At 72.1% G+C, this 14,039-nt stretch carries 14 protein-coding genes and 3 tRNA genes; 3 read left to right on the forward strand and 14 right to left on the reverse strand.

The features are described 5' to 3' along the window. Positions 1-55 precede the first annotated feature (55 nt). The 4 genes from rplK to ACH4J0_RS22105 form a co-directional block, all read right to left on the reverse strand. Positions 56-490, reverse strand: a complete 435-nt coding sequence (gene rplK / locus ACH4J0_RS22090; RefSeq protein WP_224278191.1) for a 50S ribosomal protein L11 — start codon at positions 488-490, stop codon at positions 56-58. A gap of 167 nt (positions 491-657) precedes the next feature. Then, complete coding sequence (gene nusG / locus ACH4J0_RS22095; protein WP_396242217.1) at positions 658-1,551, reverse strand: transcription termination/antitermination protein NusG; 894 nt, start codon at positions 1,549-1,551, stop codon at positions 658-660. Positions 1,552-1,757: 206 nt separating this feature from the next. Beyond that, positions 1,758-2,084, reverse strand: a complete 327-nt coding sequence (gene secE, locus ACH4J0_RS22100) for a preprotein translocase subunit SecE (protein ID WP_380421353.1) — start codon at positions 2,082-2,084, stop codon at positions 1,758-1,760. Positions 2,085-2,234: 150 nt separating this feature from the next. Then, positions 2,235-2,307 (reverse strand) — tRNA-Trp (locus ACH4J0_RS22105). A 286-nt stretch (positions 2,308-2,593) separates the two neighbouring features. Here ACH4J0_RS22105 and ACH4J0_RS22110 point away from each other — a divergent pair. Next, on the forward strand, positions 2,594-3,841 hold the full coding sequence (locus ACH4J0_RS22110; RefSeq protein ID WP_396242218.1) for a pyridoxal phosphate-dependent aminotransferase: 1,248 nt from the start codon (positions 2,594-2,596) through the stop codon (positions 3,839-3,841). Positions 3,842-3,950: 109 nt separating this feature from the next. Further along, on the forward strand, positions 3,951-4,997 hold the full coding sequence (locus ACH4J0_RS22115; protein WP_396242219.1) for an adenosine deaminase: 1,047 nt from the start codon (positions 3,951-3,953) through the stop codon (positions 4,995-4,997). Here the strand turns inward: ACH4J0_RS22115 and ACH4J0_RS22120 are convergent. The 8 genes from ACH4J0_RS22120 to ACH4J0_RS22155 all read right to left on the reverse strand — a co-directional run bounded on the left by ACH4J0_RS22120 (position 4,987) and on the right by ACH4J0_RS22155 (position 9,954). After that, positions 4,987-6,039, reverse strand: coding sequence for a UDP-N-acetylmuramate dehydrogenase (locus ACH4J0_RS22120; protein WP_396242230.1), 1,053 nt, complete (start codon positions 6,037-6,039; stop codon positions 4,987-4,989). The genes ACH4J0_RS22115 and ACH4J0_RS22120 overlap by 11 nt on opposite strands. A 52-nt stretch (positions 6,040-6,091) precedes the next feature. Further along, on the reverse strand, positions 6,092-7,561 hold the full coding sequence (locus ACH4J0_RS22125) for an MFS transporter (RefSeq protein WP_396242231.1): 1,470 nt from the start codon (positions 7,559-7,561) through the stop codon (positions 6,092-6,094). 197 nt (positions 7,562-7,758) lie between these two features. After that, positions 7,759-8,343, reverse strand: coding sequence for a TetR/AcrR family transcriptional regulator (locus ACH4J0_RS22130; RefSeq protein WP_396242232.1), 585 nt, complete (start codon positions 8,341-8,343; stop codon positions 7,759-7,761). Between the two features lie 158 nt (positions 8,344-8,501). Continuing rightward, entirely contained in the window at positions 8,502-8,924 is a 423-nt protein-coding gene (locus tag ACH4J0_RS22135) for a MaoC family dehydratase (protein WP_396242220.1), read from the reverse strand. 5 nt (positions 8,925-8,929) lie between these two features. Beyond that, entirely contained in the window at positions 8,930-9,388 is a 459-nt protein-coding gene (locus ACH4J0_RS22140) for a MaoC family dehydratase N-terminal domain-containing protein (RefSeq protein WP_396242221.1), read from the reverse strand. 129 nt (positions 9,389-9,517) lie between these two features. Next, positions 9,518-9,682 carry a 50S ribosomal protein L33 gene (rpmG, locus tag ACH4J0_RS22145; RefSeq protein ID WP_006604855.1) on the reverse strand — a complete coding sequence of 55 codons (165 nt, stop codon included), beginning with the start codon at positions 9,680-9,682 and terminating at the stop codon, positions 9,518-9,520. A gap of 83 nt (positions 9,683-9,765) precedes the next feature. After that, positions 9,766-9,838: transfer RNA gene (locus tag ACH4J0_RS22150), tRNA-Met, on the reverse strand. Between the two features lie 43 nt (positions 9,839-9,881). After that, positions 9,882-9,954, reverse strand: a tRNA-Thr gene (locus ACH4J0_RS22155). 227 nt (positions 9,955-10,181) lie between these two features. Between ACH4J0_RS22155 and ACH4J0_RS22160 the strand changes: the two genes are divergently transcribed. Next, positions 10,182-11,450, forward strand: a complete 1,269-nt coding sequence (locus ACH4J0_RS22160) for a hydrolase (protein ID WP_396242222.1) — start codon at positions 10,182-10,184, stop codon at positions 11,448-11,450. Between the two features lie 232 nt (positions 11,451-11,682). Here the strand turns inward: ACH4J0_RS22160 and ACH4J0_RS22165 are convergent, their stop codons facing one another. Together ACH4J0_RS22165 and ACH4J0_RS22170 are read right to left on the reverse strand one after the other, a co-directional pair. Beyond that, a complete protein-coding gene (locus ACH4J0_RS22165) occupies positions 11,683-12,357 on the reverse strand; it encodes a response regulator (RefSeq protein WP_396242223.1) in 675 nt (224 codons plus the stop codon). After that, a partial coding sequence (locus tag ACH4J0_RS22170) for an ATP-binding protein (protein WP_396242224.1) occupies positions 12,350-14,039 on the reverse strand: 1,690 nt, incomplete at its 5' end. The genes ACH4J0_RS22170 and ACH4J0_RS22165, both read right to left, overlap by 8 nt.

Below are 14,039 nucleotides of genomic sequence, written 5' to 3' on the forward strand. Positions count from 1 at the left end.
GTTGTGGTAGTCAACGGGCCTGCGCAGGCCCTACCACGGGAAAGAGAGGGGCTGATCAGCCCTCGACCGTGATGCCCATCGACCGGGCGGTGCCGGCGATGATCTTCTCCGCCGCGTCCAGGTCGTTGGCGTTCAGGTCGGGCATCTTGGTGGTGGCGATCTCGCGGACCTGGGCGCTGGTGAGCTTGGCGACCTTGGTCTTGTGCGGCTCGCTGGAGCCCTTCTCGATACCGGCGGCCTTCAGGATGAGGCGCGCGGCCGGCGGCGTCTTCGTGATGAAGGTGAAGGAACGGTCCTCGTAGACCGTGATCTCCACCGGCACGATCATGCCGCGCTGCGACTCGGTCGCAGCGTTGTAGGCCTTGCAGAACTCCATGATGTTGACGCCGTGCTGGCCCAGCGCGGGGCCGACCGGCGGCGCCGGGTTGGCCGCACCGGCGTTGATCTGGAGCTTGATAAGCCCCGTGACCTTCTTCTTCTTGGGAGGCATGTCTCTCCGGGTCCTTCCGAGAGGTGATTGCTGGTGCGTGCGGAACCGGGGCGACACCCGGTCGCCAGCACACACATCGGACCAGGCTAACGCGTCAGCGCCGCTGGACCAAAACGGATCCGGGGCGGGGGCGCCCGGCCCCCGCCCCGGATCCTGAGACCGTGGGACTAGTTCTTCTGGATCTGGTCGAAGGAGAGCTCGACCGGGGTCTCCCGGCCGAAGATCTCGACCAGGCCCTTGACCTTCTTCGAGTCGGGGTTGATCTCGTTGATGGTCGCCTGGAGGGTCGCGAACGGGCCGTCGGTGACGGTGACCGAGTCGCCGACCTCGAAGTCCAGCACCTGGATCTCGGTCGGCTTGACCGGCGAGGGCTTGCCGGCCTCCTTGGCGGCCTGGCGCTCGACGTCCGGGGCGAGCATCTTGACGACCTCGTCCAGGGTCAGCGGGTACGGGTCGTAGGCGTTGCCGACGAAGCCGGTGACGCCGGGGGTGTTGCGCACGACGCCCCAGGACTCCGGGGTGAGGTCCATGCGCACCAGGACGTAGCCGGGGAGCTTGTTCTGGCGGATGGTCTTGCGGTCGCCGTTCTTGATCTGGACGACCTCCTCCTGCGGCACCTCGGCCTGGAAGATGTACTCCTCGACGTTCAGCGAGACGGCGCGCTGCTCCAGGTTCTGCTTCACCCGGTTCTCGTAGCCGGCGTAGGTGTGGATCACGTACCACTCGCCCGGCATGAAGCGCAGGTCCTCGCGGAACTTGGCGACCGGGTCGACCTCGGCCTCGTCCTCGGCGGACTCCTCGGCGGCCTCGGCCTCCTCGGCGGCGGACTCCTCGGTGCCGTCCTCCGCCTCGGCGGCCTCCACGTGCAGCGCGGACTCCTCGGCGGCCTCGCCGGCCTCGGCCTCGTCGTACGCCTCGACCTCGTCCTCGTCGCTGTCCGCGGCGTCGACGATCTGCTCGGCGGACTCGGCGTCGTCAGCCAGCTCGGCCGCGTCCAGCTCGGCGGCGACATCCGCCTCGCGGACGGTCTCGTCGGCGTCGTACAGGGGGGACTCAGACACTGTGGCTGCTTCTTTCCTGGAGATGGTGAAGGTGGCGCGCTCCGAAACCGGACCGGCGCTCGGCCGCTCGAGCGGGCGCCAGGAGAGGCCTCGGAGACTTCAACAGTACCGAGTCCACGGTACGCGCGCGTACGTCCGCCGCCGACAGCTCGACCCGGACCGATGATTCGGCCCGGGTCGGGAGGTGGTTCGGAGGTGGGGCTCGATCAGCCGAAGACCAAGAGGCTCAGCTTGGCGAAGCCGTAGTCGAGGCCGTAGACGAAGCCCATCACGACCACGACGAAGGTCACCACGACGGCGGTGTAGTTGGTGAGCTCGCTCCTGGTGGGCCAGACGACCTTGCGCAGCTCGGCGATGATCTGGCGGTAGAACAGGCCCATGCGCGCGAAGAGGCCCTTCTTGGCCCGCTTGCCGGACTTCTTCTGCTTGCCGGACTTCTTGTCGCCCTCGACAGCAGCGGTCTCGGCAGCGCCGTCGGTCCCCTCGGGGTTGCCGCTCTCAGGCGTTGCGGTGGAGCCCGTGGTCTCCGTCACTCGTCCTCACCTGAATCCGGGTCCGGCCGAACATCGCCTGCGTACCCGTTTCAGGCACGAGCGGTCGGCTTAAGCGGTGCTGATCGGTGCCCTCTCCGCATCAAGCCCGCTCGCTCTGTGGAGCGAACGGGCTGGGTACGGATCAAGCAGCAGGGCAAGAGGGACTCGAACCCCCAACCGCCGGTTTTGGAGACCGGTGCTCTACCAATTGAGCTATTGCCCTACGGAGCCTCGCAGCCCCTGGTGGCGACCAACCTACCGCATCTCCCCCCGCTGTCCGTACAGGCGGTGAAAGCTCCGGTCTTTTTCGGTGGGCCGTCGAGGAGCGAGTGTACGTGGTCGGAGGCTGTTTGGTCGAACCTCTTCTTCCGGAGCCCCCGGCCGCCCGGCGGATGTCCGGCCGGGGGCGGCGATCACCGGCGGATCGGCGGGGGCCGCCATGCGGACGGAGCCGTACGGATGGTGAAACCGCGATGACCGGTCCGTCCCGGTTCTGCGACGATGCAGGCATGAGCGCTTCCACCCCGCAGCCCGACCAGTCCATCCGCCCCGCCGACCGCCGGGTCTCCGCCCGGATCGGCGCGATCGCCGAGTCCGCGACCCTCGCCGTGGACGCCAAGGCCAAGGCCCTCAAGGCGGCCGGCCGGCCGGTGATCGGCTTCGGTGCCGGCGAGCCCGACTTCCCCACGCCGGACTACATCGTCGAGGCGGCCGTCGAGGCCTGCCGCGACCCGAAGAACCACCGTTACACCCCGGCGGGTGGCCTGCCCGAGCTGAAGGCCGCGATCGCCGCCAAGACGCTGCGCGACTCGGGCTACGTGGTGGACGCCTCCCAGGTGCTGGTCACCAACGGCGGCAAGCAGGCGATCTACGAGGCCTTCGCCGCGATCCTGGACCCGGGCGACGAGGTCATCATCCCGGCCCCGTACTGGACCACCTACCCGGAGTCGGTCCAGCTGGCCGGCGGTGTCCCGGTGGAGGTCGTGTCCGACGAGACCACCGGCTACAAGGTCTCGGTCGAGCAGCTGGAGGCCGCCCGCACCGAGAACACCAAGGTGGTGCTCTTCGTCTCGCCCTCCAACCCGACCGGCGCGGTGTACACCGAGGCCGAGGCCGAGGCGATCGGCCGCTGGGCGCTGGAGCACGGCCTCTGGGTGCTCACCGACGAGATCTACGAGCACCTGGTCTACGGCAACGCGAGCTTCACCTCGCTGCCGGCCCTGCTGCCCGAGCTGGCCGACAAGTGCATCGTGGTCAACGGCGTCGCCAAGACCTACGCGATGACCGGCTGGCGGGTGGGCTGGGTGATCGGCCCCAAGGACGTGATCAAGGCCGCGACCAACCTCCAGTCGCACGCCACCTCGAACGTCTCCAACGTCGCCCAGCGCGCCGCGCTGGCCGCCGTCGCGGGCGACCTGGACGCGGTGGCCGAGATGCGCGAGGCCTTCGACCGCCGCCGCAAGACCATCGTGCGGATGCTCAACGAGATCGAGGGCGTCCTCTGCCCCGAGCCCGAGGGCGCGTTCTACGCGTACCCGTCGGTCAAGGGCCTGCTGGGCAAGGAGATCCGCGGCAGGCGGCCGCAGACCTCCGGCGAGCTGGCCGCGCTGATCCTGGACGAGGCCGAGGTCGCGGTCGTCCCGGGCGAGGCCTTCGGCACCCCCGGCTACCTGCGGCTCTCCTACGCGCTCGGCGACGCCGACCTGGTCGAGGGCGTCAGCCGGGTCCAGAAGCTCCTCGGCGAGGCCCGCGACTGACGTCAACCCGACGTCCGGGCTTCACCCGGCACGCCGCCCTCTTTCACCCCTCCGGGGGATGGAAGGAGGGCGGTTCCCGTTTGGGGGCCGCATGCGGCAGTATCGGAAAATGGAACGCCTGTTGAACCCGCGAGACGTCAGGGGCCTCCCGAAGGCCCACCTGCACCTGCACTTCACCGGCTCGATGCGGCCCGCCACCCTGCTGGAGCTGGCCGACAAGCACGGCGTCCGGCTGCCGGAGGCCCTCAGCTCCGGCGAGCCGCCCAAACTGCGGGCCACCGACGAACGCGGCTGGTTCCGCTTCCAGCGCCTGTACGACACCGCCCGCTCGGTGCTCCGCGACGAGTCGGACATCCGCCGGCTGGTCCTGGAGACCGCCCAGGACGAGCAGCGGGACGGCTCCCGCTGGCTGGAGATCCAGGTCGACCCGACCTCCTACGCGCCCCGGCTGGGCGGACTGATCCCCGCACTGGAACTGATCCTGGACGCGGTGGAGCACGCCGCCGCGGCCACCGGGGTGGGCATCCGGGTGCTGGTCGCGGCCAACCGGATGAAGTCCCCGATGGACGCCCGGACACTGGCCCGGCTCGCCGTCCGCTACGCCGATCACGGCGTGGTGGGCTTCGGCCTCTCCAACGACGAGCGCCGCGGCCTGGCCCGGGACTTCGACCGGGCCTTCGAGATCGCCCGCAAGGGCGGACTGCTGGCCGCCCCGCACGGCGGCGAGCTGGCCGGCCCGGAGTCCGTCCGGGACTGCCTGGACGACCTGGGCGCCGGCCGGATCGGCCACGGCGTCCGGGCCGCCGAGGACCCGCGACTGATGGACAGGCTGGCCGACCGTCAGATCACCTGCGAGGTCTGCCCGTCCTCCAACGTCTCGCTCGGCGTCTACGAGCGCCCCGAGGAGGTGCCGCTGCGCCGGCTGTTCGACGCCGGGGTGCCGCTGGCGCTCGGCGCGGACGACCCGCTGCTGTTCGGCACCCGGCTGGCCGCCCAGTACGACCTGGCCCGGGACGTCCTGGGCTTCAGCGATGCCGAACTCGCCGAGCTGGCACGGCAGTCGGTGCGCGGCTCGTGCGCGCCGGAGGCCGTCCGCAAGGAGCTGCTGGCGGACGTCGACGCCTGGCTGGTGGACGGGCACGCCCCTACAGCTTGACGCCCACCATCACCGGCTCGTTCACCAGCTCCACCCCGAAGGCCTCGCGGACCCCGTCCCGGATCTCCCGGGCCAGGGCCAGCAGGTCCTCGGCGGTGGCCGCGCCGCGGTTGGTGAGCGCCAGGGTGTGCTTGGTGGAGAGGGTCGCCGGACCGTCGCCGTAGCCCTTGCCGAAGCCCGCGCGATCGATCAGCCAGGCCGCCGAGGTCTTGGTGCAGCCCTCCGGGGCCGGGTAGGCAGGGGCGTTCTCGGTGCCCGGACGGGTGCGGAAGGACTCGTACTGCGCGGCCGTGAGCACCGGGTTGGTGAAGAAGGAGCCGGCCGACCAGGTGTCGTGGTCCGCCGGGTCCAGCACCATGCCCTTGCCGGCCCGCAGCGCCAGCACCGCGTCGTACGCCTCGGCCAGCGGCACCGGCTCGCCCTGCTCGACGCCGAAGTGCCTGGCTACCTCGGCGTACTTGACCGGGGTGGACAGCCCCGCGCGGTCCGCCAGGGCGAACCGCACCCGCAGCACCACGTAGCGGTCCGGCTCGGCCTTGAACCGGCTGTGCCGGTAGGAGAAGGCGCACTCGGCGTTCGTGAGGGTGACCACCTCGCCCGCCGCGCGGTCGTACGCGACCACCTCGGTGACGGTCTGGGCCACCTCCTGGCCGTACGCGCCGACGTTCTGCACCGGGGTCGCGCCGGCCGAGCCGGGGATGCCGGCCAGGAACTCGATCCCGGCCAGGCCGTGTTCGCGCACCACGCGGGTGACCGCCGCCGACCACACCTCGCCGGCCGCCAGTTCCAGCACCGTGCCGTCCAGGGCGAAGCCGGTGGTGGCGATCCGCAGCACGGTGCCGGGGAAGCCCGCGTCACCGATCACCAGGTTGGAGCCGCCGCCGAGGACCAGCAGCGGTTCGCCCGCCGCGTCGGCCTCGCGGACGGCGGCGATCACCTCGTCGTCGGTGTGGGCGGTCACCAGGCGGCGGGCCGGGCCGCCGAGCCGGAGCGTGGTCAGCGGGGCGAGGGGGGCGTCGTTTTCTACCAGCACGCCCACCAGCGTACGGGGACGGGGCGGCCGGCCGGCCGCCCCCGTCGACCCGCACCACCGCTCAGGCCTTCGAGGCCTCGGCCGGGACGGACCGCCCCTCCTCGGCGACGGCGGCGTCCGCCGCACCCTCGGCCCCGGTGACCGCGACGGCGTCCCCGGCCGTCACGGACCGCTCGATCACCGCGGCCCGCTCGGCCACGAGGGCCCCGGAGGCCTTGGCCCGGCGCGGCAGCACCAGCGCGCAGACCCCGCCCGCCAGCACCAGCCCGGCGCCGACGTACAGCGCGGGAACCATCGCGTGGACGAAGGTCCCCGCCGAGCCGTCGCCGCCGCGCGCCGAGAACACCGCCGACAGCACGGCCACCCCGAGCGCGCCGCCGACCTCGCGCAGCGCGTTGTTGGCGCCGGAGGCGATGCCCTGCTCCTCCGGCGCGACGCTGTCCATCACCATGGCGGCGGTCGGCGCGAAGTACATCGCCATGCCGACGCCGCACATCACCACCGCGGGCACCACCGGGGAGTACTCGTAGTGCCCGAGCCCGTCGTTGATCGCCGCGTACAGCGCCAGGCCGACGCCCTGGAGCGTCAGTCCGACGATCACGATCGGACGGCCGCCGAGGCGGTCGGCCAGGATGCCGGCGACCGGCGCGACGACCAGCCCCACCCCGGTCCACGGGAGCATCCGGATCCCGGCCTCCTGCGGGGTGTAGCCCCCGACGGTCTGGAGGTGCTGGCTGATCAGGAAGATCGAACCGAACATCCCGAGGAACATCAGCAGGCCGGAGGCGTTGACCGCGGCGAAGGTCCGGTTGCGGAACAGCCGCATCGGCAGCATCGGGTGCTCGGCGCCGCGCTGCTCGTAGCGCACGAAGGCGATCAGCAGCACCAGGCCGCCGGCCAGCGCGGCCAGCACCAGCGGGCTGGTCCAGCCGTCCGGGTTGCCGCGGATCAGACCGAGCACGACGCCGAACAGGCCGAGGCTCACCAGAACCGTGCCGACCGCGTCCAGGGCCGGGCTGGCCCCGAAGCTCTCGCGCAGCCGCAGGGCGGCCAGCGGCACCAGGGCGACGCCGACCGGGACGTTCACCCAGAAGATCCACTGCCACGAGAAGTGCTCGGTCAGGGCTCCGCCGATCAGCGGGCCGGCGGCGATGGCGAGGCCGTTGACGCCGGCCCAGATGCCGAAGGCCATACCGCGCCTGACCGCCGGGACGGCGGCGGTCAGCAGGGTGAGGGTGAGCGGCATCGACACCGCCGCTCCGACGCCCTGGACGGCGCGCGCGGCGATCAGCGCGCCGATGCCCGGCGAGAGCGCGGCCGCGGCGGAGCCGGCGGTGAAGAGGCTGAGCCCGATCAGGAACATCCGGCGGCGGCCGAAGCGGTCGCCGAGCGCCGCGCCGAACATCAGCAGCACGGCGAAGGACAGGGTGTAGGCGCTGACCGTCCACTCCAGGTCGGAGAGCCCGCCGCCGAGCTCCTCCCGGATGGACGGCAGCGCGGTGGTGACGACCAGGTTGTCCAGGGCCGCCATGAAGCCGGCGAGGCTGGTGATCACCAGGGTCCAGACGCCGGTGCGTCCGAGTCCGGGTTTGTCGGTCGCGAGCTCCGTCGCGTTCTTCGTCGTGATCTCCGTCATGACTCCACTTCCCCCAGCGTTTCCCGGATAGTTATTGATCACTAACTTTTGAGGGCCGAAAAAGGGCCGCACGGCTCCCACCGCGCGACCCGCTACTCCTCCTCGCCCCCGCGTCCGTCCCGCTCGCGCCCATCCCCGCACTCGTCCCCGGGCTCGTTGAAGCCGTCCCAGATCCGGTGCTCCCGGGGGAAACCCAGCGCCACCAGGGCGTTGATCAGCATCCCGTAGGCGAAGAACTCGGTGGTTCCCCGCACGTCACCACCGACCCGCTCCCGGACCCGTTCGAACAGATCCCCCCACAGTTGCCGGGCGGTCTCGCCGATCTCGTCCTCGCCGGCCATCCGGGAGGCGAACACCGAGACGTAGAGCTGCATCTGCATCATGAGCTGCTCGCCGTCCTCGACCAGGCCCATGTACGCCTCGGACATCGCCGCGGCGGCCTCCTCCCCGGTCAGTCCGACGGACGCCTCGTCGAAGACCCGCCAGGTCTCCTCGATGCAGCGCTCGGCGGCGGCCGTGAAGATCGCCTGCTTGCTCGGGAACAGCCGGAACAGGTACGGCTGCGAGACGCCGACCCGACGGGCGATCGCCTCGGTGGAGGTGCCCCGGTAGCCGTGCCTGGCGAACTCGATCACCGCGGCCCGGACGACGCTCTCGCGCCGCTCCTCCGCACTCATCCGCATGCTCGTCTTCGCCACGAAGACCAAGTTAGTGACCAATCACTAGCTCTGCAACCGCGAAAACCGCCCCGGAGCCCCTCGAACGGGTCCCGGGGCGGCTGACGTCGCGGAACGCCCGGCGGAGGAGCCGGGATCCGGCCGGAGGGCGAAGGGCCTCATGCGAGCCGGACGACCGCCCTGGACATCCCGAGCACCTTCTGCCCGCCCGAGGTCGCCAGCAGGTCTACCTGCACCCTGCGGTCGTCCAGCTTCTTGGCGACCTTGGCCGAGACCTCGATCACCGCGCCGACCCCGTCGTTCGGCACCGGCACCGGCCGGGTGAAGCGCACGCCGTACTCGACCACCGTGGCCGGGTCGCCGACCCAGTCGGTGACCACCCGGATGGCCTCGGCCATGGTGAACATGCCGTGCGCGATGACGTCCGGCAGGCCGACCTCCAGGGCGAACTTCTCGTTCCAGTGGATCGGGTTGAAGTCGCCGGAGGCGCCCGCGTAGCGCACCAGTGTGGCGCGGGTCACCGGGAAGGACTGCGCCGGCAGCTGGGTGCCGACCTCGACCTCGTCGTAGTTGATCGCCATCGCGCTCACTCCCCCGCCTCGTCGGCGGCCCGGGCCACCAGCGTCATGATCGCCGTCACCACGTGCTCGCCGGTCTCGTCCGCCACCTCGCCGCGCACGGTGAGCACGTCGTTGCCCGCCAGCGACTTGATGTTGTCGATGGTGACCGCGACCGTCAGCCGGTCACCGGCCCGCACCGGGCGGCTGTACTGGAACTTCTGGTCACCGTGCACCACTCGGCTGTAGTCCAGGCCCAGCTCCGGGTCCTCGACGACCTGGCCGGCCGCCTGGAAGGCGATCGCGAACGGGAAGGTCGGCGGGGCGATCACGTCCGGGTGGCCCAGCGCCTTCGCGGCCTCCGCGTCGGTGTACGCCGGATTGGCGTCCCCGATCGCGATCGCGAACTCGCGGATCTTCTCCCGGCCGACCTCGTAAGGATCGGTGGGCGGGTAACTACGCCCGATGAAGGACGGGTCGAGCGCCATGGCAGCTCCTCGGAACGCGGGTGGAAACGCGGACGGGTACGAAAAAGCTCCGGGCCGCACCCCCTGTTGAGGGATGCGGCCCGGAGTCGAAGACCTGAATTCACACAGGCCCGGCGCCCTGCGACAGGGTCAGCGGGTCTCGCGGTGCGCGGTGTGCGAGTTGCAGCGGGGGCAGTGCTTCTTCATCTCAAGACGGTCCGGGTCGTTACGCCGGTTCTTCTTGGTGATGTAGTTCCGCTCCTTGCACTCCACGCAGGCCAGCGTGATCTTCGGGCGGACGTCGGTGGCAGCCACGGGAGTGCCTTCCTTGGACAATGAATAAGAACACAACAAGAGTAGCCGACCGGGAGTGCGATCTCCCGACCGACTACGCGGGGTAGCGGTGACCGGACTTGAACCGGTGACACAGCGATTATGAGCCGCTTGCTCTACCAACTGAGCTACACCGCCACAGTGATCAGCAGCACAGCCGAAGCTGACTGCCTTTCACCAGAGCCCCCATGCGGAATCGAACCGCAGACCTTCTCCTTACCATGGAGACGCTCTACCGACTGAGCTATAGGGGCGAACGAGGAAGAGATTACACGTTCCGCGCCCAGAGGTGAAATCCGTATCCCGGGGCGAAGTCCGCAGGTCGGCGAGGTGCACGGACGGCCGATCCGGGGCCGGGCGTTCGATCGGCCCGCGAGCCGCGCGCCCCGAGCCGATACGACTATTGCCCGCCTCCCGGCGGCCCGCCCCCGTGCCCCATAGGCTCGACGCTCATTGGCCGGGGCACGAGAAGGAGCCGTCGATGGACAGCGCAGCCGCCGACGGGCCACACTCCGGGCCCGGCCCGGCGGCCAACCCGCTCGGGCACGGCCCGATCCTCCTGCTCACCGGAGCCCGGCTGGCCGACGGACGGGTGGTGGACGTCCGGATCAGCGGCGACCGGATCCAGGCGGTCGGCACCGTCGGCAGCCTCGGCCCGCTGCCCGCCCTGCCCGGCGCCCCGACCGTCACCACCGGCGCCCGGATCGACCTCCGGGGCTACCTGCTGCTCCCGGCTCCCGCCGAGGCGCACGCCCACTACGACACCGCCTTCTCCGCCGCCCTGCCCGCCCCGCCGCCGGACACCCCCGCCGACCTCACCCGCCGGGTCACCGAGGCCGCGCTCACCTCGCTCGGCTACGGCGCCACCGCCCAGCGCACCCACGTACGGATCGGCGACGTGCACGGGCTGCGCCGGCTGGAGGCGGTGCTCACCGCCCGCCAGGCGCTGCGGGGCCTGGCCGAGCTCCAGGCGGTGGCGATGCCCCGGCTGCTCACCGGCCGGGTCGGCGCGGACGGGCGCGCCCAGCTGCGCGAGGCCCTCAAGCTGGGCGCCACGGCGGCCGGCGGCTGCCCGGAGCTGGATCCGGACCCGGCCGGGTACGTGCAACTGCTGTTGGAGGCGGCCCGAGAGGCGGACTGCCCCGTGGACCTCCACACCACCGCTGCGGACTCCGCCCAACTCGCCCGGCTGGCAAGTGCCTTGGCGCCGCTGCGGCCCCGGGTGACGCTCGGCCCGTGCGGGGCGCTGGCCCCCGGCGCGTCCACCGTGCTGGCGACCAGCGGGGTGCGGGTGGTCTGGCTGCCGCAGAACGGCGGCTGCACCGGCCTGGAGGGCCGGCCGTCGGGCCAGCGGCCGGGACTGTTAAGGGAGTTGGCCGCGGCCGGGGTGCCGCTGGCGGCGGGCAGCGGCGCCCTGCGGGACCAGTCCAACCCGGTCGGCCGGGCCGATCCGCTGGAGGCCGCCTACCTGCTCGCGGCGGGTGGGGAGCTGGACCCGGAGGCGGCGTACGACGCGGTGGCGAACCAGGCCCGGGCGGCACTGGGGCTGCCGCCGGTCCGGGTGGACGCCGGGTTCCCGGCGGAGCTGCTGGCGGTGCGCGGGGACAGCCTGGCCGGGGCGCTCGCGGGCGGCCACAGCCGGCTGGTGGTGCACAGTGGCCGGGTGGTCAGCCGCACCAGCGCGGTCCGGGAGTTCGCGGACACAGTGGTGCTGGCACTGCCCCGGCAGTCCGGCGGCACGGACTGCTGAGGGCGGAGGCCGAAGGGGCGCGCGCCTTGCGTCGCGCGCCCCCTCCCCCACCTGCTGGCCGTCCTCGGGGACGGCGGCCGGAGCGGTCCCGGACTTCCCCCACACGGAGCAGGGCCCGCTCGTTCCGGCACTGAACCTACGACCACGGATCCCCGCTCCCGGCTGGCCTTGACGCCCTCCTGTCGTGCGGAGAAGGGCTCTTGACGGCTCGTTGACGCGGGGGGGCCACGCCCTACGGCACGTACCGGTACCCGATCCCCGGCTCGGTGATCAGGTGGCGCGGGCGGGCCGGGTCGCGTTCCAGCTTGCGGCGCAGCCCCGCCAGGTAGACCCGCAGGTAGTTGCCGCGCGCCTCCTGGGCCGGGCCCCACACCTCCCGCAGGATCTGCCGCCCGGGCACCAACCGGCCGGGGTTGGCGAGCAGCAGTCCGAGGATCCGCCACTCGGTCGGGGTGAGCCGCACCGGGCCCGCCGGGCCGAGCACCGTGGTGGCGGCGAGGTCGACGGTGTGGTCGCCGATCACCGGTCGTTCCGGCGGGACGGCGCCCAACGGCCGGCGCAGTACCGCCCGCAGCCGGGCCAGCAGTTCGTCCATCAGGAACGGCTTGGTGAGGTAGTCGTCGGCGCCCGCGTCGAGGGCGCCGATCTTGTCGGCGGCGTCGGACCGGCCGGAGAGCACGATGATCGGCATCGGGCTGCGGGTGCGCAGTCCGCGCAGCACGTCCATGCCGTCGAGGTCGGGCAGGCCCAGGTCGAGCAGGACGGCGTCCGGGACGGAGTGCGAGGCCCGGTCGAGCGCCTCGCCGCCGGTGGCGGCGGTGCGGACGGCGTACTGCCGGGCGCTGAGGTTGATCCGCAGGGTGCGTAGCAGGGCCGGTTCGTCGTCGACGACGAGGATCTCATTCATGCGGTGGCGCCTCCCCAGTGGCGACGTGCTCGGCGGCGGTGTGTTCGGCGGCGGTGCGTTCGGCGATGGGCCCGGTGACGAGCGGCTCGGCGATGGGGTCGACGATGGGCTCGCCGGCGGCGGGCAGGGTGAGCAGCATGGTGGTGCCGCCCCCGGGGGTGTCCTCGACCTCCAGGCTGCCGCCCATGGCCTCGGCGAGGCCGCGGGAGAGAGCGAGGCCGAGGCCGACGCCGGTGGTGTTGTCGGTGTCGCCGAGGCGCTGGAAGGGCAGGAAGACCCGGTCGCGGTCCTCGGGGGCGATGCCGGGGCCGCGGTCGATGACCCGGATCTCGACCTGGTCGGCGTGGTGGCTGGCGGTGACCAGGACCGGCGCGCCGGGGGCGTTGTGGCGCAGCGCGTTGGTGATCACGTTGGCGAGCACCCGTTCCAGCAGCGGCGGGTCGGCGAGCACCGGCGGGGCACCGTCCAGGTCGAGCGGCTGGACCGGCGCGTACGGGTCCGGGAGGCTGTCGAGCGCCCTGGGCAGGATCTCGTCCAGGTGGGTCTCGGTGAGGTGCAGGGTGAGGGCGCCGGCCTGGAGGCGGCTCATGTCGAGCAGGTTGTCCACCAGCCGGGTGAGCTTGACCAGCGACTCGTCTGCGGTGGCGAGCAGTTCGGCCTGGTCCTCGGGCGAGAACTCGACGTCGGGGCTGCGCAGCGAACCGACCGAGGCGCGGGCGGCGGCGAGCGGGGTGCGCAGGTCGTGGCTGACGGCGGCGAGCAGCGCGGTGCGCATCCGGTCCGCGGCCTTGATCGGCTCCACCTCGGCGGCGACCACGGCCAGCCGGTCGCGCTCCAGCGCGGCGCCGACGTGGGCTGCGAAGGCGGTGAGCACCCGCTGGTCGGCGGCGGGCAGCCGGCGGCCGGTGAGCACGAGGACGGCGTCCGCGCCGACCGGCAGCTCGGTGGTCTCCTGCGGCGCCTCCCCGTCGTCCGGGTGTGCGGCCGCGCAGTGGGCGAGCACCTCGCCGTCGGAGCGGGAGAGCAGCGCGACGGTCCGCATGCCGAAGGCCGTACGGGACTTCTCCAGCAGGGCGGGCAGGGCGTCGGCGCCGCGCAGCACGCTGCCGGCCAGGGTGGAGAGGGTCTCGGCCTCGGCGGTGGCGCGGGCGGCCCGGCTGGTGAGCCGGCTGGCGTGGTCGACCACGGTGGAGACGGCGAGGGCGATGGCGGCGAAGACCACCAGGGCGACGATGTTGTTGGTCTCGCCGATGGTCAGACTGTGGATCGGCGGGATGAAGTAGTAGTTCAGCAGCACCGAGGCGATGAACGCGGCCAACAGGGCGGACATGGCGCCGCCGAGCAGGGCGACGATGACCACGCCGAGCTGGAAGATCAGCGCGTCGGTGGTGAGGTTGATGCTGGCGTGCGCCTGGGAGAGCACGGCGGTGAGCAGCCAGGGCAGCACGAAACCGGCGACGTAGCCCGCGACGGTGCGGCGGCGGGAGTGGCGGCGGCCCAGTGAGGGCAGTCGGCCGCGGCCGGTGAACTCGTGGGTGACCATGTGGACGTCGATGTCCTCGGATGCGTCCACGGTGGTCTCGCCGATGCCGGGGCCGGTGAGGAAGCGGTTGATCCGGCCGCGGCGGCTGGTGCCCAGCACCAGCTGGGTGGCGTCGTGGGCGCGGGCGAAGGCGAGCAGC

The sequence above is a fragment of the Kitasatospora sp. NPDC017646 genome (genome assembly GCF_044329365.1).
GTDB lineage: Bacteria > Actinomycetota > Actinomycetes > Streptomycetales > Streptomycetaceae > Kitasatospora.

Coding starts and splice junctions, on each gene's coding strand:
- rplK (WP_224278191.1), bottom strand. CDS start 490: ATGCCTCCCAAGAAGAAGAAGGTCACGGGGCTTATCAAGCTCCAGATC.
- ACH4J0_RS22110 (WP_396242218.1), top strand. CDS start 2,594: ATGAGCGCTTCCACCCCGCAGCCCGACCAGTCCATCCGCCCCGCCGAC.
- ACH4J0_RS22115 (WP_396242219.1), top strand. CDS start 3,951: ATGGAACGCCTGTTGAACCCGCGAGACGTCAGGGGCCTCCCGAAGGCC.
- ACH4J0_RS22125 (WP_396242231.1), bottom strand. CDS start 7,561: ATGGCGGCCCTGGACAACCTGGTCGTCACCACCGCGCTGCCGTCCATC.
- ACH4J0_RS22130 (WP_396242232.1), bottom strand. CDS start 8,343: ATGAGTGCGGAGGAGCGGCGCGAGAGCGTCGTCCGGGCCGCGGTGATC.
- ACH4J0_RS22135 (WP_396242220.1), bottom strand. CDS start 8,924: ATGGCGATCAACTACGACGAGGTCGAGGTCGGCACCCAGCTGCCGGCG.
- ACH4J0_RS22140 (WP_396242221.1), bottom strand. CDS start 9,388: ATGGCGCTCGACCCGTCCTTCATCGGGCGTAGTTACCCGCCCACCGAT.
- ACH4J0_RS22160 (WP_396242222.1), top strand. CDS start 10,182: ATGGACAGCGCAGCCGCCGACGGGCCACACTCCGGGCCCGGCCCGGCG.
- ACH4J0_RS22165 (WP_396242223.1), bottom strand. CDS start 12,357: ATGAATGAGATCCTCGTCGTCGACGACGAACCGGCCCTGCTACGCACC.